Origin of the sequence: Rhizobium sp. AN80A (genome assembly GCF_030053015.1) — a bacterium.
GTDB classification, from domain to species: domain Bacteria; phylum Pseudomonadota; class Alphaproteobacteria; order Rhizobiales; family Rhizobiaceae; genus Rhizobium; species Rhizobium metallidurans.
The window spans coordinates 1166788-1186409 of the sequence record NZ_JASJPX010000001.1; the positions used below are offsets into that span (position 1 = coordinate 1166788).

Here is a 19622-nt window from a genome sequence, read left to right on the forward strand (position 1 = left end):
CAGAAGCATTGGGATAACTGCCGGACCATTCATGCTCGTTACCCTGCTGCTTCTCCCGTTCGCGGGAAGCATTCTATCGGTCTTCTTCCTGAGAACCGCATCACGTCGCCTGCCCGCTGGCCTCGCGGGCCTTGTCGTGCTTTTCTCGCTGCTGCTCACTGCCTCCCTGTATCCGCAAGTCTCCGACGGCGGCGTCGTGCGTTTCAACGCCCAATGGCTGCCGCAGCTTGGCCTTGATCTGACGCTGCGAATGGACGGCTTTGCATGGATTTTTTCCATGCTGATCACCGCCATCGGCTTCCTGGTGATCCTTTACGCTCGCTATTACATGTCGGAGGAGGACCCTGTTCCTCGGTTCTTCTCGTTCCTGCTTGCGTTCATGGGAGCAATGCTCGGCATTGTCATTTCCGGCAATGTGATCCTGCTGTCGGTATTCTGGGAGCTGACGAGTGTTTTCTCGTTCCTGCTGATCAGCTATTGGCACAATAATTCCTCCGCCCGCGATGGCGCGAGAATGGCGCTGACAATCACCGGGATCGGCGGCTTCTGCCTTTTGATCGGCCTGATCCTGCTTGGCAACATCGTCGGCAGCTACGACCTGGACAAGATCCTGGCTTCGGGCGACTTGATCCGCAATCACCAACTCTATCTGCCGGCGCTGATATTCATTCTCCTCGGAGCGCTGACCAAGAGCGCTCAGTTTCCATTCCATTTCTGGCTGCCGAACGCCATGTCGGCGCCGACGCCGGTGTCAGCCTTCCTGCATTCGGCAACGATGGTGAAGGCAGGCGTCTTCCTGCTCGTGCGTTTCTGGCCAGTCTTGTCCGGAACCTACGAGTGGTTCTGGATTCTCGGCGTTGCCGGAATGAGCACCCTGCTGCTTGGCGCCTATTTCGCGATATTCCAGCGCGATCTGAAGGGACTGCTCGCCTATTCGACAATCAGCCATCTCGGATTGATCACGACACTGCTGAGCCTGGGAAGCCCGCTAGCGACGGTGGCGGCGATTTTCCACATGCTCAATCACGCGACTTTCAAAGCGTCGTTGTTCATGGCAGCGGGCATCATCGACCACGAGACCGGAACGCGGGACATGCGCAGGTTGAGCGGGTTGTTCCGGTTCATGCCGATCACGGCAACGCTTGCGATTGTCGCCAGCGCTGCCATGGCGGGCGTGCCGCTGCTGAACGGGTTCATTTCGAAGGAGATGTTCTTCGCCGAGGCGGTCGAGACCAATGCCGATTCCATACTGGATCGTATCCTGCCATATGTCGCGACGCTGGCCGGTGCTTTCAGCGTTGCCTACTCATTGCGGTTCATTCACACCGTCTTCTTTGGGCCGCCACCGACCGATCTGCCGATCGCGCGTCCGCACGAGCCGCCGCGCTGGATGCGCTTTCCGATCGAGCTCCTGGTCGTGCTCTGCCTGGTTGTCGGCATTGTTCCGGCATTGTCGATCGGGCCGTTTCTTCATAGCGCGGTGGTCAGCGTTCTCGGAAAGGACACGCCGCAGTACAGTCTTGCGCTATGGCATGGGTTCAGCGTTCCGCTGCTCATGAGCGTCATCGCGCTGATCGCCGGAACCGCCATCTACGTGGTGCTGAAAGGTTATCTTTCACGATGCGACGATGGGCCGCCCCTGATCCGGCGCCTCAAGGGCCAGCGTATTTTCGAACAGAATCCTGGTGGAGGTCTCCTGGCGCTGGGCGCGTGTCGCCGAGCGGCGTTTGGGTACCCGCAAGCTGCAGCCGCAGCTTCGCTGGCTGGTCGTCGCAGGTCTTGGCGCCGGCGCCCTTCCGCTTTATCTGCGTGGCTTCGAAGCCCGCCAGTTTTCCTATACCGGCGCTGATCCAATCTTCGCAGCGCTGTGGGTGATCGGTGTGTGCCTTGCAATCGGTACGGCCTACATGGCCAAGTATCATCGTCTCGCGGCCCTGATGATGCTTGGTGGCGTCGGATTGATCGTCTGCATAACGTTCGCCTGGCTGTCTGCTCCCGATCTGGCCATAACCCAGCTGCTCGTCGAAATCGTCACCACCGTCCTCATTCTCCTCGGCCTGCGCTGGTTGCCGAAACGTTCAGAGGAGATCGGCGAGCCGATGACATTGCGGGCAAGATCCCGTCGGTTTCGAGATTTCGCGCTTGCCGTCGTCTGCGGAGTCGCGATTTCGTCGATCGCCTACGCGGTCATGACGATGCCGGTGCCCGATGCGATCGCCAACTATTTCCTCGAAAATGCCTATACGCTAGGCGGCGGCCGCAATGTGGTAAACGTTATTCTGGTCGATTTCCGTGGCTTCGACACGCTGGGAGAAATCGCGGTGCTCGGCGTTGTATCACTGACTGTCTTCGCCTTGCTTCGCCGCTTCCGACCGGCGGCGGACAGCATGAGCATGCCGGAACAGCAGCAGGCCCAAAACCGCTTCGACGACGAGCGGCCGGAACGGTCCGCCGGCGATACGGTTCGCGATTATCTGCTGGTCCCATCGGTGATCATGCAATGGATGTTTCCGGTGGTCATCACACTCTCCATCTATCTTTTCATGCGCGGTCACGACCTGCCGGGCGGCGGCTTTTCGGCGGGCCTGACACTGTCGATTGCATTTCTGCTGCAATATCTCGCCGGCGGCACGCGCTGGGCCGAGGATCGTATCCGGATCCTTCCGTTGCGCTGGATGGCGGCGGGCCTGATGACGGCGGTCATGACTGGTATTGGCGCGTGGTTTCTGGGCTATCCCTTCCTGACATCACATACACGCTACATCGACCTGCCCATGATCGGAAAGGTGCCCGCCGCAACGGCATTGCTGTTTGATCTCGGCGTCTTCCTCCTGGTTGTTGGATCGACCGTGCTCATTCTCGTCGCCCTGGCGCACCAGTCTCTTCGCATCAATCGCCTTCGCGCCATCGAGGCGGCAAAGTCGGAGGAGGGCTGATGGAACTGACATTGTCGATTGCAATCGGTGTGATGACCAGCTGTGGCGTCTGGCTGATCCTGCGTCCCCGGACCTATCAGGTGATCGTCGGACTGTCGCTCCTGTCCTATGCCGTCAACCTGTTCATCTTCGGCGTCGGAGGGGTCAAGGCAAATGTCCCGCCTATCCTTGGCGCCGACGATCCGTCCGTTCTGGCAGACCCGGTCCCGCAGGCGCTGGTGCTGACCGCCATCGTTATCGGCTTCGCCACCACGGCACTGTTTCTCGTGGTGCTGCTCGCGTCACGGGGCCTGACGGGAAGCGACCATGTTGACGGGAGAAATGAACCGAAATGAACGGTTGGTCCAATCATCTGATTGTCGCACCGATTCTCGTGCCTCTTGTTGCCTGTGCGATATTGCTTGTTATCGACGAGCGGCGGCGGGTCGCCAAGGCAATGGTCAGCCTGGCCTCGACCATAGTGCTGACGGCGATTGCGGTTATCCTGTTCGCCATCGAAAGCGGCCCGAGTGGTTTTGAGGGCGTCTATCTCGTCGGAAACTGGGCAGCGCCCTTCGGTATCGTTTTGGTCCTCGATGGCCTCTCGGCGATGATGCTGCTGCTGACGGCGTTGCTGGCGGTGGCCTCGCTGGTGTTTTCGTTCGCGCGCTGGCACGCGGTCGGCGCGCATTTTCACAGCATGTTCCAATTGCTGCTGATGGGCGTCAACGGTGCGTTCCTGACCGGCGATCTCTTCAATCTCTTTGTTTTCTTCGAAGTCATGCTGGCCGCCTCCTATGGATTGCTGCTGCATGGATCGGGGCAGCTGCGGGTCAAGGCCGGGCTGCACTATATTGCCGTCAACCTGGTGGCGGCACTGCTGTTCCTGATCGGCGTCAGTTTGATCTACGGTACGGCGGGAACGCTCAACATGGCGGATTTGGCGGCGAGAATACCCGAGATGGAGCCGGATCGCCGAATGTTGATGGAAGCGGGCGCCGGAATTCTCGGCGTCGTCTTTCTCATAAAAGCCGGCATGTGGCCGTTGTGCTTCTGGCTACCCACCGCCTATAGCGCAGCCTCGGCGCCGGTCGCGGGCATTTTCGCGATCATGAGCAAGCTCGGCATCTATGTGATACTCAGGCTGACGATGCTTCTGTTCGTTGAGGGGCCATCTGCGGGTTTCGGAGCGCAGGTGCTGTTTTACGGTGGCATGGCAACGCTCGTATTCGGGATCATCGGCGTGCTGGCATCCCAGGCGCTGGGAAGGGTCGCGGGATATTCCGTGCTCGTTTCATCCGGCACCCTGCTGATGGTTATCGGCATCAACGACGGTGCCGTTTCATCCGGCGCATTGCTATATCTGGTCAGCTCGACCCTGACGATCAGCGCGTTCTTCCTGCTCATCGAACTGGTGGAACGGGGGCAGGATGCGGGCGCCAATGTTCTTGCCGTTACCATGGAAGCATATGGCGACGCCGCCGACGAAGAGGTTCCGGAAGAGCAGGGCGTAACCATGCCCGGCACCATGGCCGTGCTGGGCATCTGCTTTGCCGCCTGCGGCATTCTTCTCTCCGGCCTGCCGCCGCTTTCGGGATTCATCGCCAAATTCGCGATGCTGTCGGCGATGATGGGAACGGGAGCGATTGGTGTTCCGCCTACGGCCGCCATCTGGTCGTTGATCGTGCTCGTCATCCTGTCCGGCATTGCCGCGCTGATTTCGATGACGCGAGCAGGTATACGCACGTTTTGGAGTTCCATTGAAGGGACTGTCCCGCGCGTGCTTGTGATCGAGATATTGCCGGTCATGTTCCTGCTCGGGCTGACGCTGGCCCTGACCGTTCAGGCGGGACCCGCCATGCAGTATATGGACACCACCATTCGAACGCTCAGCAAGCCATCCCTCTATATCGATGCCGTTCGCACGGCAGCACCGACTGGCGCTGATGTCAAATCATCCTCGAGCGAAGTGGAGAGCAACTGATGTTGCCATATCCGTTCCTTGCGCTCAGTCTGGTTATAATGTGGTTGCTGCTTAACCGCTTTTCCATCGGGCACCTCATCTTGGGGTCGCTCGTTGCCGTGTTCGCCTGTTGGGCGATGGCATCATTGCGGCCGGAAAAGGCACGCCTGAAAAAATGGTACCTTCTGCCAAAGTTGTGTTGGTTCGTGCTCTGCGACATCGTGAAGTCGAACATCGCGGTGGCATGGATTATTTTGCGCAGCGGTTCGCGACGCCATAAGCCCGGATTTGTGACTGTTCATCTGGATATCAGAAACCAGTTCGCGCTTGCCTTGCTCGCCGTGATCCTCACGAGTACCCCGGGATCTGCCTGGCTCGAATATGATTCCAATGATCATTCCGTCCTGCTTCATGTGCTCGACATCGACAACGAGACCACATGGCGTGACACGATCAAGAACCGCTACGAGAAACTGCTGCTGGAGATCTTCGCGTGAGCGCCATCATTCTCTTTACCGCCGTTTCGATTGCCCAGATCATGCTCGTTGCCGCGATGGCAATCGTTTCCGTGCGGATATTCATCGGGCCACGCGCGCAGGACCGGATCATCGGTCTTGATACATTCTACGTCAACGCCATGCTGCTTCTCGTCACCTTCGGCGTCGGAACCGGCCGCGTCATTTATTTCGAGGCCGCGCTGGTGATCGGCATGCTTGGGTTCGTTGCCTCCGTCGCGCTGGCGAAATTCCTGATGCGTGGCGAGGTGATCGAATGATGTATTCCGCGCTGGATATTCCCGTATGGGTGGCCGTCTGCGTTGCCTTTCTCCTTATCGCCGGCGCGCTGCTTGCGTTGATCGGCTCGATTGGCTTCCTTCGGCTTCCCACGTTTTACGAACGCATCCATGCCCCGACACTCGGCACGAGTTGGGGTATAGGGGGTGTGATGCTGGGATCGATGGTTTATTTCAGTGCCGCGGCTTCACGGCTGGCGATACATGAAATTCTGATCGGCGTCTTCGTAACATTGACCACGCCGATAACCTTGATGATGCTTGCCCGCGCCGCACTCCACCGTGACCGCGTGGAGCGAAATGGCAAGGCGCCGCCAAAGCAAACGCCGGAGCCCGATAGTAACTCGTGAATTCCGAGATTAGGTTCCAAATTCGCAGAGTTTGGTATCCACGCCTTGGCCAATGCTTGCACGAACGTTCCGGCGGCATGCGCCAGCGTGTGGTCATCGCCATGGCGCCCGCCTGCTCGCCACGTCTTCTGATCGCCGATGAAGCCGACGATGGCGCTTGATGTGACAATCCAGGCGGGAAGCTGCACGATCTTGCCAAGCAGGAACCGTGGCTACAGATCGTCCATCGAGATAGCCTCGCGAACTGCATGCCAGGATGTCTCGTCGGGTGCCGTGAGCAGATGCCCTTCAGTCATCGATGGCCGATATGCCTCACCTGCGACGGTTGCCGCATAGCCGCCTGCTTCCGCGTGGATCAGGACACCGGCGGCGTGATCCCAGGGCTTCAGGCTCTCGTTGAGGCAGAAGCTCATCGCCCCTGTTGCCAGCATTCGGTATTCCCACGCGGAGCAGCGCCACGTCGTGACCCGAAGGAACTTCAGCAATCTCGGCGCAAGTTTGCTCCTGAGGTCGGGAGCGAACATGTGGAGCGGAATGAAACCATGCATTTCGTTCACCGGGGCGGCGGCTGCGGCCAGGAGACGCGTGCGAACGCCGTCTGCCGCCACATGCCACGCACCCTTGCCCGGTCGTGCAACGAGGAAGTCGCCCAGCACCGGATAATGTATGATGCCGGCGATGGTTCTGCCGCCGGATACGATCGCAAGGATGCTGCCGAACATCGGCGTGCCGTGCGCGAAATGCCATGTGCCGTCGACCGGATCGATGACGGCGGCAAGTTCGGCATCGGCAAGATGCCCGAGAATGGAAGGGTCGTCCGACACCGCCTCTTCCCCGACAATGGTGATACCGGGCAGGCGTGCTTCCAGCCTTTTGCTCATAGCCCGCTCGGATGCGATATCGGCGTCGGTGACGATATCGTCGGCCACCGTCTTGGCGCGAATGCTGTCCGACGATATCGACCGGAAGCGTGGCAGGATCTCTTCCACCGCCGCCTCGCGCACATAGCTCATGAGTTCATCAAGCAGGTCGTCGTTGACGGTTTTCATGCCCGGCGTGCCTCCAGATAGTCCTTCAGCGTTTCCGGCTCGTCGGTCTGGAAGACGCTGATGCCGGCGTCGATCAACCGGCCCCAGATACGGTCGGGATCGACAAGCGCCGTCTTGTCCACCCATTCGCCACTGGCTTCCATATTGAGCGTGTTCATCCACAGCGCCATTCCAGCATCGCGGAATGCCTCGCGATGTTCGATGACCGTCTCCAGCCGGTCGAAGCGCATTTCGCACATGAACGGCTTGATTTCAGACAGCAGCGCCATGGTGTCGTGGATGCTCGCGCTTGTGAATTTCGACATCGCCATGAAGGCAACGCCGTCGATATCTTGTGCGCGAACCCAGTCCAGTTCCGCGCGGCTCATGACGCGGGTCTTCAGGTCCACATAGGATGCGGCATTCATTTCGCGGGCGCAGGCGGCAACTTCGGAAAACAGGCCGCGATCCTTGAGATCGAGATCGGCGAAGATACGACCGCGGATGATTTCCAGCGCCTGTTTCAGTGTCGGAATGCGCTGATCCGTCGTGGCGCGATGTTCGCCGCCATCGTCTTCACGAAGCGCGATGGCCTGCAGTTCCGCAATGGTGAAGGTTTCGGCATCACGATCGATACCGGCCATGCGCAGCAGCGTGTCGTCGTGCATGATGAAAAGTTCGCCGTCAGCGCTCTTGCGGATATCGAGTTCGACGACGTTGGCGCCAACCGCGATCGCACGTTCGATGGCCGCGAGGCTGTTTTCCGGCGCGCCATGCCAGGCGCCGCGATGGGCAACAATGGCGGGATCACGTTTCTGGTCGGCGATATAATCTACGTAATGCGTCATTTCATTCTTCCTTGGTCAGTCAGGCGCGGCGGGCCGCGAGATAGGATTTGAGGGCGGCGGCCTCATCGGTCTGGATGACCGAAATGCCGGCATCGATCAGCCGTCCCCAGACGGCATCGGGATCGGCTAGGGCCGCGGTATCGGTGAAATCAGCGCAGGCGATGCTGTCGAGCGTGTTCACCCAGAGCGCCATGCCGTTTCGGCGCCGGATGTCGTTGAGCGCGGAGAGCTGTTGAAGGTCATCGAAATAGATCTCGCAGACGCCAGGCATCAGTTCGCCGAGCAGCGCCAGCTGCGCTGCGGCACCAGGCACGTTGAGCCGGGTCTTGGCCATAAAGAGCACGTCATGCGGCAAGACTGTCTCGCGTATCCAGCTGAGGTCTTTTTCGCTTTTCAGCGATGCCCAGAAATCGACTCGACACTCGACGCCCATAGCCTTTGCGAGGGCGATCACATCCGGGATGACCTCACGATCCTTGACGTCAAGATGCAAAAAAATGCGGTCGCGTGTCAGCTCGAACACTTCGGCGAGGCTCGGCAGCCTTTCCAACGTGAAGGCATTGTCCTCCCCGCCATCCCGGTTGCGCAGGCGCAGCACCGCCAAGTCGCCCGATGCGAGAGCTTCCGACCTCAGATCAAGCCCGGCCATGCGTTCCAGCGTTTCATCATGCAGCAGAAACAACCCGTCATCGGCACTGCGGCGGACGTCGATCTCAACGACATCATATCCTTCGGCAATGGCGCGCTCGATGGCGGACAGGCTGTTTTCCGGCGCATCGCGCCAGATGCCGCGATGCGCAACCACGGCACAATCGCGGGTCTTGTCGGCAATAAATTCCCTGTAATTCACTGGTATTCCTTCGCCGAAGCCGGTTGCGCGTCGCCGAATGCGTTGGCGATGGCGCGGCCGCTTTCACCCTCGAAGAGATGCAGGCGCGCCTGCGGGAAGGAGAGCGACAAGGTCTGCGTCGTATCGATCTCGACGCCGAAGGGCATGGCGATCCTTAGGTTCTGCTCGGCGATCTTCGTTTCCAGAATTTCGTGCGAGCCGAGGTCTTCGCGATAACGGATTTCCGTCTTGATCGACCCACCTGCGTTGACGACAATATCTTCCGGACGGATGCCGAGTTGAAATTTGCCCTTGCCGGAATAGTTGGCAACCGACTGACCATCGGCCAGCCGCAGAACCGAGCCGTCACCTTCGACCTGCAGGATGTTCATCGGTGGCGAGCCGATGAATTTGGCGACGAAGACGGAAGCCGGATGGTGATAGATCGCCTTCGGCGTATCGAACTGCTCGATGTGGCCCTTGTTGAGGATGAGAATACGGTCGGCAAGCGTCATCGCCTCGACCTGATCATGAGTCACGAAGACGCTGGTGGCACCAATGCGGCGATGCAGTTCGGCAAGCTCTACCCGCATGTCGTGACGCAGCTGAGCATCGAGGTTGGACAACGGCTCGTCGAACAGAAGTACCCCCGGCTCACGAATGATGGCGCGGCCGATCGCGACACGCTGGCGCTGGCCACCCGACAGTTGGCCCGGCTTGCGGGCGAGGAAATCGGCCAGGCCGAGCATCTTGGCAACGTCGCCAACACGCCTGGTGCGCTCGGCCTTGGAGACACCAGCGACCTTCAGACTGTAGGCCATGTTTTCAGCCACGGTCATATGCGGATAGAGCGCGTAGTTTTGGAACACCATGGCGCAGCCACGATGTTTCGGTTCCAGATCCTGCACTTCACGACCGCCGATAACGATCTTGCCGCCGGAGACGCGCTCCAGACCGGCGATCATCTGCAGAAGCGTGGACTTGCCGCAGCCCGACGGGCCGAGCACGACGGTGAATTCACCAGGACGCAAGGTGACGTCGATCGGCGGGATGATGGTGTTTTTGGCGTCATAGGACTTGGTGACGCCGATCAGATCGATCTCCGCCGCGGCGGCGCGGATGCTTAAGTCGATGGCGGTCATGGGATCATTTCTCCGAAAGAACGAGGCCCTGGACGAGAAAGCGCTGCAGAAGGGCGATCATCGTGAGGGGAACGAGTGAGACGAGCACGGCACCGGCCATGATCATCGGAAAATCGGGAACCTGGCCGTCGGCATCCGGCACGAGGCGGGCAAGCCCGACAACGGCGGTCTGCATGTCGGGCGTCGAGGCGCCGACCAGCGGCCACAGATATTGTGTCCAGCCGCTGAGGAAGGTGAGCACGAACAGCGAGGCGAAGCTGGTGCGGGCAAGCGGCAGGAGGATATCGATGAGGAAGCGGATCGGCCCCGCCCCATCCATGCGCGCAGCCTTGAAGAGGTCCTTCGGCAGTGTCAGGAAAAACTGGCGAAACAGGAACGTGCCCGTGCCATGCGCGACCAGTGGCGCGATCAGGCCAAAATGGGTGTCGAGCACGCTGAGTTCGAGCTGGACCGGTGCGCCGAAAGCCATCTCGATCAGGCTGTTGAGGCCGGTAAAATCGAGCACGGCATTGAGCGGCGAAAAGATGTTGGCGGCCACCTGATAGGTGGTGATAACGCGGATATCGAGCGGCAGCATGATCGTCGCTAGGATCAGCGCGAAGGCCACGCCCGCCCAGCGGATACGGAAATACACGATCGCGTAGGCTGACAGGAATGACAGGACGCAGGTGGCGAGCGCGTTGGAGAAGGCGACGATCAGGCTGTTGAGCATCTGGATCGGGATGCGCGTATCCTGGATGACCTTGCGCATATTGCTGAAAAGCTCGGTGCCCGGCACCCAGGCGAGGCCATTGCGCAGCATGTACTCATAGGACTGCGAGGCCGTGGACAACGTCAGGTATAGCGGCCCGACGATATAGAGGATGCCGATGGCCAGCAGGATACTGGCCGCGATGTTGATGGAGCGTGCGTTCTCGACCATGATTTAGCGCTCGTAATTGATGCGCCGGCCGAGGAAGTAGAACTGGCAGGCTGCGAGGATAAGAACGAAGACCATCAGGATGGCCGTCTGGGTGGAGGCGCCGGAAAGATCGAAACCACGGAAACCATCGACATAGATCTTGTAGACGAGCAGCGTGGTCGAACCGCCCGGACCGCCGCCGGTAATGGTGTCGATCAGCGCGAAGACCGAGGTGATGCTTTCCGTGAATTCCAGAACGAAGGTCAGGAACAGCTGCGGCATGATCAGCGGCAGCTGCACATCGAAGATGCGGCGCCAAGGGCCGGCGCCATCCATGGCGGCGGCTTGGTACATGGTGGGCGGGATCGAGCGCAGGCCGGCCAGCAGGATGACGAAGTTGAACGGAATGCCACTCCAGACATGGGCTGCCACCAGCGTCACGAACGCGTCCGTGCCATCGATGCCCGGGTTCCACAGACCCGGAAACAGCGCATTGAGCGGCGCCATCAGCCCCACGAACGGGTTGAAGATGAAGGCGAAGACGACACCGATCGAGGCGCCGGCAATGCCCTTCGGCCAGACCAGAATGTTGCGGGCCGGATAGGACATGCCAATCTTGCGATCGGCAGCGATCGCCAGCATAAGCGGCACGACAACCGCAAGCGCGGATGCCGTCAGCATGAAGATGACCGTGCGACCGGTGGCCGCCCAGAATTCGGGATCGCCGAGCACGCGCTGGAAATTCTGCAGGCCGACGAATTCCGAGCCGCCGCCGAACGGTTGTTCAAGGAAGAATGACCAGTAGAATGCCTGGAAGACCGGCACATAGAAGAACAGCACAATCAACAGCATCATCGGCGCCAGCAGGAGAGCCGGCAGCCAGCGATGACTGAAAAGGGAGGAATCCGACGACATGGAGGCACTTCCGAGAAAGAGAAGGCATGGGGCGAGTTGCGCCCCATGCGACGAAGGCTGAGCGGAATGGATCAGGGAAGCTGCTTGCCCTTGTAGGTCTGCTCGAAACGGCGCAGCAGCTGGTCGCCACGCTTCTTGGTGTTATCGAGCGCAACCTGCATGGTCTGCTGGCCAGCAAAGGCCTTTTGGGTCTCTTCCATGAACACTTCTCGGAACTGGACATAGAAGCCGAGACGGATGCCGCGGGTATCAGGCGTTGCCGGTTGGTTCATGGATTCGACGCCGACCTTGGCGGTGGCATATTTCGGCGAATTCGCTTCATCGCTCCTGGCGATCGCATCCAGAACGTCGTTCGTCACAGGTACATAACCTGTATTCGCTGTGAAGGACATCTGCTGCTCCGGCTTGCGGAGAAAGTCGAGAAACGCCTTGGCAGCCTCGATCTCATCCTTGCCACGCCCCTTCATGACATAGATGGAAGCGCCGCCGACGAACGTGTTTCGGCGCTCATAACCCTTGTACATCGGAGCCATCGTAACCGTCAGCTCGTACTTGCCATCGAAAGCTTTGGCGGCCGCCGCGTAGGAGCCGGAGGACTGCTCCATCATGGCGCATTCGCCGGCATTGAAGGCCGCGGTATAGTTGCCGGCCTTGGTGTCGGCGGCGAGGCGCACGAGGCCTTCATTGCGCCACTCGACCAGGTTGGCGAGGTGCTTGGCAGCGAAGGTGGTGTTCATGACGTATTCCGCGTCGAGACCGTCATAGCCATTGTTTTTCGTGGCGATGGGCAGGCCGTGGCGCGCGGAGAACTGCTCCAGCACACGCCAGGTATCGCCATCGGTGACGAGCGGGCAGGCATTGCCGGCGGCTTTCAGCTTGCGGGCCGCGTCGATGACCTCTTCCCACGTCGTCGGCGTCTGCATGATACCCGCTTTTTCAAGCAGGGTCTTGTTGGTGTAGAACAGCAGCGTCGAGGAATTGTAGGGCTGAGCGACGAGTTTTCCGCCCGAGGTCTCGTAATAGGCGCGGGCGCCGGCGATGTACTGGTCCCACTTGACATCTGGCATCAGGTCTTGAACCGGCTCGATGGCATCCGAGAGCATCAGGTCGAGGGTGCCGGCGTCAAAGAACTGGATGAGCACCGGATTGTTCTTGGCGCGATACGCGGCAATCGCCTTCTGCATGGACACCTCGTAGGAGCCCTGGCCGACGCAATTGACCCTGTCCTTGCTCTGCGAAGCATTGAAGGCATCGCATTGAGCCTTGATCGCGGTCTCGACCGGACCGGTATTGCCGTACCAGAATTCGATGTCGGCCGCCTGAGCCGAGCCTGCGCTCGCCATCACGGCCGCTATGGCCGCCAAAGTAAACTTGTTCATCATCGCCCTCGTCCTTTTGGTCGACCGAGCCTCGCTCGATCTCTGACGACGGCTTACTACACTTTATGTGTAACATTTCCATGACGCTTGAAATCGCTTGAAACCCTCGACATTCAACAGTATTCAGGCTTTGGTTGCAGCAGATGCAATGTGATTATTACACGTTTGCAGTAAGGTATACGGCTTGGCAGGTGTTTACGTTCCAGAGGTATTGATTGCCCCGCGTTTTCTGCGACCGGGAGAGGCGACGGTCGTTTCCCCCAATGAGCGCAAGTTGTTGCAGCTCATCTGGCGCAATCCCGGTATTTCCCGATCGGAAGTTACCGGGCATACCGACCTGACGCAGCAATCTGTCCATCGCATCCTCGACCATCTCGCCGAACGTAATGTCGTCCTGCTGGGGTCGGCAAAGCCGGGGCTGGGACGTGGCCAACCAAGCCCGATGCTCACCCTGAACGGCACCTACGCCTATGCCTGCGGCATCTCGGTAAACACCGACATCATTGGCATCTGCATCGTCGACCTCGCCGGGAAAATTCTTGGCGAGCGGGAAGTTCCGCTGCGCGAGACGACAATGCATCAGGCGCTCCAGCTGGTGAAGCAGCAGGTCGAGGAGTTGCAGCGGCAAAACAGCCTTGCCCAGGACGATTTTTTCGGCGTCGGCTTTGCGATCGCCGGCTACCACGTCGATGGCACGCGGCATAACGCGCCCCTGCCGCTTCACGAATGGTCGATGATAGAACTCGGTCCGATCATCACGAGCCTGTTTGACAGGCCGGCATGGGTGATCAACGGTGGGAAGTCCGGGGCTATCGCGGAGTCGATGTTCGGCATCGGCCGGTTCATCCGGCATTTTGCCTATCTGAGTTTCAACTACGGCTTCGGTGGCGGCGTCATTATCGACGGGGAGCTGCTGCAGGGCGGCAACGGCAATGCCGGCGAATTCTCTGGGCTCTATGATGAAATCGAAACGGAACGACGCCCGGCCCTGCAATATCTGATCGATCGGGTAAACCGGAATGGCATCGAGGTACCCTCGATCCATTACATGCGCCGCCACTTCGACCGTAACTGGCCGGGCGTGTCGGAATGGGTCGACGAGGTAACGCCTGCCTACATCCGGCTCGTCAACGCCATACGCGCCACACTCGACCCACAGGCGATCGTGTTCGGCGGCCAGATCCCATCCGCTCTGGCGTCCATGCTGATCGAAAGGACAAAGATTTTCGATCGTCCCCGCTACGGCGTACACCGCGGCGGCCCGAAGCTGATCGTGTCCGATATCGCCAGCGACGCGGCCGCGATGGGCGCCGCCATCATGCCGTTCCGCAGGATGTTTTATTAGTTTCTGGCTGACGATCATTGCCTTGTCCGCTCGCGGAGACAGGGCGCTGAAACTCATCTTGATGAGTTGCTGGATCGCGGGGTGGCTAACCCCGGTCACGGCAAAGAACGAACCGTCGGAAAAGGCGAGAACGTCCACCGGCAAGCTGCAAAGTACGGCCTTTACCCGCTCGAACGCTGAAGGCTCGTGGGGAGGTGGCGTTATCGACGCCCGCACACCACAGCGGGTGCGCAGGCGTGGCGATCATCGCTCGGAAAAGATTTGATCGAGCTTTCAGCGGACGCTACTTCGACGACGGCGTGGGGATATAATCGAACGCGCCGGGCGATGTTACGAAGAACAGGCATTCTGTCTGCGAGAGGCATTTCGTGTAATGCGGCTCGCCACCTTTCTGATACCAGTAGGAACCGGCCGCGAGTGCCTGATCCGCCTTGGAATCGGCGGCCTCGTTCGCAACGACGCCGGAAATGACCACGCCGTAATAAGACGAGGAATGCGAGTGCAGCGTGCTGCCTTCGCCCCCGACAATTTTGATGAAGTTGCTGTGCGGACCGGATGCCGGATCGCCCCAGCCGTTGGCAATCGTCAGGCCTTCCTTGTTCTGATAGAATTCCAGCTTCGTCACAGGGACAGCTTTCGAACTATCGCTGTAGAATGCATTGGCCTCTTCCGCCTGACTTACGCCCGTCGGAAGGATTGCTATTGCTATTGCTGTTGCGGCCAGCCAGCTAACGGTGCTGAATTTGTACATCGGTCATCCTTTGAACTTGGTGCTGCACTCTGTGGCGCCGCACTCTGACCTCATGACAAATCGGCTATTTACGTGGGAATGTAGACTGCTATTCGGTGGAATGGTCTCTTGCGGCTTATGGGCGTCCGCCTCCTGCCTGCGCGCGAACACCTGTGCTCGATAGAGTCTCGGCTGAATTCCAGTACGGTTGCCGCGATGTCGCGGGCGAGATCGTGGACGGACTTGAGGCCAAAGAATTTTAGATCGATTTAAAAAACCGCGTATTTCAAACTAATCGATTTTAATTTCTGAATTAAAAATTTCTCGTTGCAATGCGAAAGAACTATGAGGTTAATCCAACTACATCAAGCAGGAGGATTGTTCGTGGTTGTTAGTTTCCCACTAAGCGAAAAGAAAAACGCCGAAGAATTGTTGAAGCATCTGGCAACGTACAATCTTACTTGCCCAGGCAATTGCGCGGTTTCTGTTAAGGAACTCGTCGCGCATGTAAGTTCTTCGCACCCATACGCACTGGGGACTGCACGGACTGCGTGGTGATGCTTGCAGCCAGGTATCGATCCAGCTCGTCGCTAGCCGGTCCAGAGGATGGGGCTGGCGTGATCTATCGCGCTACAGCCAGGATCGGATGGAGAGAGTTCCAGGTCAGTACACGGTGCGCGCTTTTTCCTCTCGTCAAATGGTCGAGGCTGTCCAGTCAGCCTCGATATCCGGGTCAGGCGACGATTCCTCGAAGCTCGCGGCCTACGCGCTGCAACGGTTCAAGGTAACCGGCGACTGCATCCCGCATTGGCTCCGTCGTGACAGCGAAACCTGTATTGAGAGCGGCGACGACGATGCCGCGGGCGTTTCTCAGTGGAACCGCCACGGATCGGAGCCCGTCTTCAACTTCTTCGTCTACCGCCGCATATCCCTGTGACCTGACGCGATCGAGTTCGGCCATCAAAGCGTTCTCGTCCGTAACCGTGCGCGGTGTCCTTGCAACGAGCGGCCGGCGGCGAAGTTGTTCTCGCGCTTCATCCACATCGAGCGCGGCGAGCATGACGCGTCCAAGGGATGTGCAGTATGCCGGAAGTCTCGATCCGGGCATGAGCGCGATCGACATGACCTTTCGCTGCATGGCGCGTGCCACGTAGACGATCTCCGTATCGTCCAGAATTGCGACGGAGGTGCTTTGTCCGATCTCCTCGGAAAGCGCGTCCAGCCAAGGCTGGACGATGCGCGGAAGTGGCATCGACGCCAGACATCCGGTCCCCAGCCTCAGGACCCGCGGTGTGACGGTGAAGAATTTCCCGTCATAGGAACAATAGCCCTGTTCGGACAACGTCAACAGACAACGCCGCGTTGTCGCTCTATCCAGTCCCGCGATCTGGGCGGCTTCCGCGATACTCAAACGCGGTGTTTCGGCCGTGAAGGCTTCAATGACCCGCAGGCCCTTCGCTAGGCCGCCCATCACGTCGCCTGGTTTCATCATAATGTTCCCTGTTGTGCGATTACGTAACAAATAAAGAATATCGCACAAACATGTTGAGGTCGACTCCGACCGGGAGTAGTCCAGACAGACGCTCCGACTTTGGAGATGGGATTGTGGGAGATCGGAAGTGGACAAGAGAGTTGACGGCCTTGCCGAAGCGGTCGCCGAGATCGGCGACGACGCTGTTGTGATGATCGGTGGATTTGGTGGCTCCGGTGCCCCGATCGAGCTTATCCATTCGCTGATCGATCGCTTCGTTGCCACCGGCAGCCCAAGGAACTTGACGGTGATCAACAACAACGCCGGAAACGGCAAGATCGGCATCGCCGCGATGATCGATGCCGGCATGGTCCGCAAGATGATCTGCTCATTCCCGAAGTCTTCCGATCCGCGCGCTTTCACCGATCGCTATCTGGCTGGCCAGATCGAGCTGGAGCTGGTGCCGCAGGGCACGTTGGCCGAGCGGATCAGGGCCGGTGGCGCGGGGATTCCGGCCTTCTACACGCCCACCGCCTTGGGGACCGAGCTTGCCGAGGGTAAGCCGATCGGAGAATTCGACGGGAAGCAATATGTTCAAGAGCGCTGGCTGAAAGCCGATTTCGCGATCATCAAGGCGCATGTCGGCGATACCTTCGGCAACCTGACCTACAACAAGGCCGCGCGCAACTTCAATCCGTTGATGTGCATGGCTGCCGCCAAGACGATCGTGCAGGTTTCCCGGGCGGTGGAGGTCGGCTGCATCGATCCCGAGCACGTGGTGACGCCGGGCATTTTCGTTGATCGCCTCGTCGAAGTTTCCAGCCCGCAACAGGAAGAGGCGATGATCCGCGCCGGGATGATCTACGAGGGAGGGATCTACGCATGACCACCGAGCCGCATACCGCAAACGCGCGGGACGATATCAAGCTTTCCAACGCTCAGATCGCCTGGCGCGCCGCGCAGGACATTGCCGACGGCGCCTATGTCAATCTTGGTATCGGTTTTCCGGAAATGGTTGCCCGCTACCAGCCGCCCGGCCGTCAGGCCATCTTTCACACGGAAAACGGCCTTCTCAATTTTGGTGAGGCGCCCAAGCCCGGCGAAGAGGACTGGGACCTTATCAATGCGGGGAAAAAGGCGGTGACGCTGAAGCCGGGCGCGTCCTTCTTCCATCACGCCGACAGCTTTGCCATGGTACGCGGGGGGCACCTGGACGTGGCGATCCTTGGTGCGCTGCAGGTCGCCGAGAACGGTGACCTCGCGAACTGGCGGGTCGGTTCGAAGGGCGTCCCGGCCGTCGGCGGCGCGATGGATCTGGTCCATGGCGCCAAACAGGTCTTCGTCATCACCGAGCACCTCACCAAGAACGGCGACCCCAAGCTGGTCGAAAAATGCACCTTCCCGCTGACCGGCGTCGGCTGCATCACCCGCATCTACACCAGTCATGCTGTTATCGACATTCGCGACGGCCATTTCGTGCTGCGCGAAAAGCGCGCCGCCATGAGCGTCGAGGAGTTGCAGGCAATGACGGGGGCCAGGTTGCATGTCGATGGACCCATTGCCGATCTCGTCGTGCCGGAATTGTGAGGAGCAAGCGATGACCGAAGCATTCATCTGCGATTACATCCGCACCCCGATCGGCCGCTTCGGAGGCGCGCTGTCGTCGGTCCGCGCCGACGACCTCGGCGCTATCCCTCTGAAGGCCCTCATGGAGCGCAACGCCACCGTCGATTGGGAGGCTTTGAGCGATGTGATCTACGGCTGTGCCAACCAGGCGGGCGAGGATAACCGCAACATCGCCCGCATGTCGCTGCTTCTTGCCGGCCTACCACTCTCGGTCGCGGGAACGACCATCAACCGGCTATGCGGCTCCGGCATGGATGCCGTCATCACCGCCGCCCGCGCCATCAAGGCGGGCGAGGCGGAGCTGGTGATTGCCGGTGGCGCGGAAAGCATGAGCCGCGCGCCGTTCGTCATGCCGAAGGCCGAGACCGCCTTCTCGCGCAATACGGAAGTCCACGACACGACGATCGGCTGGCGCTTCGTCAATCCACTGATGAAGAAGCAGTATGGTGTCGATTCCATGCCCGAGACGGGGGATAACGTGGCGATCGACTATCATGTATCCCGCGCGGATCAGGATGCCTTTGCTGTGCGTTCGCAGGCGAGGGCGGCTGCAGCGCAGGAAAGCGGTCGTCTCGCCCGCGAAATCACGCCTGTCAGCGTGCCGCGGCGCAAGGGCGATCCCGTCATCGTCGATCGTGACGAGCATCCACGGGCCACTGACCTCGAAGCCTTGGCAAGTTTGAAGCCGCTGAACAGGATCGAAGGCGGCACCGTCACCGCCGGCAACGCATCGGGCGTCAACGACGGCGCAGCGGCGCTCATCATCGCGTCGGAGGCGGCGGCAAAAAAATACGGGTTGACGCCGATCGCCCGCATTCTCGGTGGGGCGGCGGCCGGCGTTCCGCCTCGCATCATGGGGATCGGTCCGGCACCGGCAACCCAGAAGCTTTGCGCCCGCCTTGGGATTTCGCCCAAGGATTTCGACGTCATCGAACTGAATGAGGCTTTTGCGAGCCAAGGCATCGCCGTGCTACGGGAACTCGGTATCGCCGAGGACGCCGGGCACGTCAATCCGAATGGTGGAGCCATCGCGCTTGGCCATCCGCTCGGCATGTCCGGTGCGCGGATTGCCGGCACCGCCGCGCTCGAGCTCTCACTCCGCCATGGCAAGCTGGCCTTGGCCACCATGTGCATCGGCGTCGGTCAGGGCATCGCCATTGCCATGGAGCGTGTCTGAAGCAGGAAGTTCGCCATCCTGCGCCCGCTACCTCGGAGCGTCGAAAATTGCGATCCGGCAGGATATAAGCCAGATCCCTGTTTGTACCGTGCAGGCGCGTTTGAACGTCGGGCGGGCCTATGCTTGTCCAAGCGTTCGTCCGCACTGCCACCGGCGATTGGCAGCGGCCCGAGCCGCAAGCGTCGCGGCATTTCCGGCCGGGGACGAAGC

Annotated in this window: 18 protein-coding genes and 2 pseudogenes; 11 read left to right on the forward strand and 9 right to left on the reverse strand. The window is 59.8% G+C overall.

Annotated elements, in window-relative coordinates:
• Positions 1-31 precede the first annotated feature (31 nt).
• The 7 genes and pseudogenes from P3R82_RS05280 to P3R82_RS05310 form a co-directional block, all read left to right on the forward strand.
• Positions 32-2936, forward strand: a pseudogene (locus P3R82_RS05280) (monovalent cation/H+ antiporter subunit A).
• Positions 2936-3271 (forward strand): Na+/H+ antiporter subunit C, encoded by a 336-nt coding sequence (locus P3R82_RS05285; RefSeq protein WP_283193289.1) that lies wholly within the window; start codon positions 2936-2938, stop codon positions 3269-3271. Before P3R82_RS05280 ends, P3R82_RS05285 begins: the two are co-directional and overlap by 1 nt.
• Entirely contained in the window at positions 3268-4899 is a 1632-nt protein-coding gene (locus P3R82_RS05290) for a monovalent cation/H+ antiporter subunit D (RefSeq protein ID WP_283193290.1), read from the forward strand. The genes P3R82_RS05285 and P3R82_RS05290 overlap by 4 nt, the downstream gene beginning before the upstream one ends.
• Positions 4899-5375 carry a Na+/H+ antiporter subunit E gene (locus tag P3R82_RS05295; RefSeq protein ID WP_283193291.1) on the forward strand — a complete coding sequence of 159 codons (477 nt, stop codon included), beginning with the start codon at positions 4899-4901 and terminating at the stop codon, positions 5373-5375. The genes P3R82_RS05290 and P3R82_RS05295 overlap by 1 nt, the downstream gene beginning before the upstream one ends.
• Positions 5372-5653 carry a K+/H+ antiporter subunit F gene (locus tag P3R82_RS05300; RefSeq protein WP_283193292.1) on the forward strand — a complete coding sequence of 94 codons (282 nt, stop codon included), beginning with the start codon at positions 5372-5374 and terminating at the stop codon, positions 5651-5653. The genes P3R82_RS05295 and P3R82_RS05300 overlap by 4 nt, the downstream gene beginning before the upstream one ends.
• The gene (mnhG, locus tag P3R82_RS05305) at positions 5650-6021 is read left to right on the forward strand and encodes a monovalent cation/H(+) antiporter subunit G (RefSeq protein ID WP_283193293.1); all 372 of its coding nucleotides are present in this window, start codon (positions 5650-5652) and stop codon (positions 6019-6021) included. The genes P3R82_RS05300 and mnhG overlap by 4 nt, the downstream gene beginning before the upstream one ends.
• Positions 6022-6062: 41 nt before the next feature.
• Positions 6063-6198 (forward strand): annotated as a pseudogene (locus tag P3R82_RS05310) (ATP-binding cassette domain-containing protein); the annotation flags it as partial.
• A gap of 35 nt (positions 6199-6233) precedes the next feature.
• On the opposite strand, the gene P3R82_RS05315 reads toward P3R82_RS05310, so the two are convergent.
• From P3R82_RS05315 to P3R82_RS05345, 7 genes are all read right to left on the reverse strand, one after another.
• Positions 6234-7070 (reverse strand): inositol monophosphatase, encoded by an 837-nt coding sequence (locus tag P3R82_RS05315; RefSeq protein ID WP_283193295.1) that lies wholly within the window; start codon positions 7068-7070, stop codon positions 6234-6236.
• Positions 7067-7897, reverse strand: coding sequence for a glycerophosphodiester phosphodiesterase family protein (locus P3R82_RS05320; RefSeq protein ID WP_283193296.1), 831 nt, complete (start codon positions 7895-7897; stop codon positions 7067-7069). The genes P3R82_RS05315 and P3R82_RS05320 overlap by 4 nt, the downstream gene beginning before the upstream one ends.
• Before the next feature lie 19 nt (positions 7898-7916).
• Positions 7917-8747, reverse strand: a complete 831-nt coding sequence (locus tag P3R82_RS05325; RefSeq protein WP_283193297.1) for a glycerophosphodiester phosphodiesterase family protein — start codon at positions 8745-8747, stop codon at positions 7917-7919.
• Positions 8744-9868: a sn-glycerol-3-phosphate ABC transporter ATP-binding protein UgpC gene (gene ugpC, locus P3R82_RS05330; protein WP_283193298.1), complete on the reverse strand. Its 1125-nt coding sequence runs from the start codon at positions 9866-9868 to the stop codon at positions 8744-8746. The genes P3R82_RS05325 and ugpC overlap by 4 nt, the downstream gene beginning before the upstream one ends.
• Before the next feature lie 4 nt (positions 9869-9872).
• Complete coding sequence (locus tag P3R82_RS05335) at positions 9873-10790, reverse strand: ABC transporter permease subunit (protein ID WP_183898607.1); 918 nt, start codon at positions 10788-10790, stop codon at positions 9873-9875.
• Between the two features lie 3 nt (positions 10791-10793).
• Positions 10794-11684, reverse strand: a complete 891-nt coding sequence (locus P3R82_RS05340; protein WP_283193299.1) for a sugar ABC transporter permease — start codon at positions 11682-11684, stop codon at positions 10794-10796.
• A gap of 71 nt (positions 11685-11755) precedes the next feature.
• Positions 11756-13063, reverse strand: a complete 1308-nt coding sequence (locus P3R82_RS05345) for an extracellular solute-binding protein (protein ID WP_283193300.1) — start codon at positions 13061-13063, stop codon at positions 11756-11758.
• A gap of 184 nt (positions 13064-13247) precedes the next feature.
• On the opposite strand from P3R82_RS05345, the gene P3R82_RS05350 reads away from it, so the two are divergent.
• Positions 13248-14408 carry an ROK family transcriptional regulator gene (locus P3R82_RS05350; protein WP_283193301.1) on the forward strand — a complete coding sequence of 387 codons (1161 nt, stop codon included), beginning with the start codon at positions 13248-13250 and terminating at the stop codon, positions 14406-14408.
• Positions 14409-14691: 283 nt separating this feature from the next.
• Here P3R82_RS05350 and P3R82_RS05355 read toward each other — a convergent pair whose 3' ends face one another.
• Positions 14692-15159, reverse strand: a complete 468-nt coding sequence (locus P3R82_RS05355) for a DUF4437 domain-containing protein (RefSeq protein ID WP_283193302.1) — start codon at positions 15157-15159, stop codon at positions 14692-14694.
• 712 nt (positions 15160-15871) lie between these two features.
• Positions 15872-16630 (reverse strand): IclR family transcriptional regulator C-terminal domain-containing protein, encoded by a 759-nt coding sequence (locus tag P3R82_RS05360; RefSeq protein ID WP_283193518.1) that lies wholly within the window; start codon positions 16628-16630, stop codon positions 15872-15874.
• Between the two features lie 127 nt (positions 16631-16757).
• On the opposite strand from P3R82_RS05360, the gene P3R82_RS05365 reads away from it, so the two are divergent.
• From P3R82_RS05365 to pcaF, 3 genes are read left to right on the forward strand one after another with little or no spacing between them, the layout of a single operon-like run.
• A complete protein-coding gene (locus tag P3R82_RS05365) occupies positions 16758-17495 on the forward strand; it encodes a 3-oxoacid CoA-transferase subunit A (protein ID WP_283193303.1) in 738 nt (245 codons plus the stop codon).
• Entirely contained in the window at positions 17492-18196 is a 705-nt protein-coding gene (locus tag P3R82_RS05370) for a CoA transferase subunit B (protein ID WP_283193304.1), read from the forward strand. The genes P3R82_RS05365 and P3R82_RS05370 overlap by 4 nt, the downstream gene beginning before the upstream one ends.
• Before the next feature lie 10 nt (positions 18197-18206).
• Entirely contained in the window at positions 18207-19412 is a 1206-nt protein-coding gene (gene pcaF, locus P3R82_RS05375; protein WP_283193305.1) for a 3-oxoadipyl-CoA thiolase, read from the forward strand.
• Positions 19413-19622 lie beyond the last annotated feature (210 nt).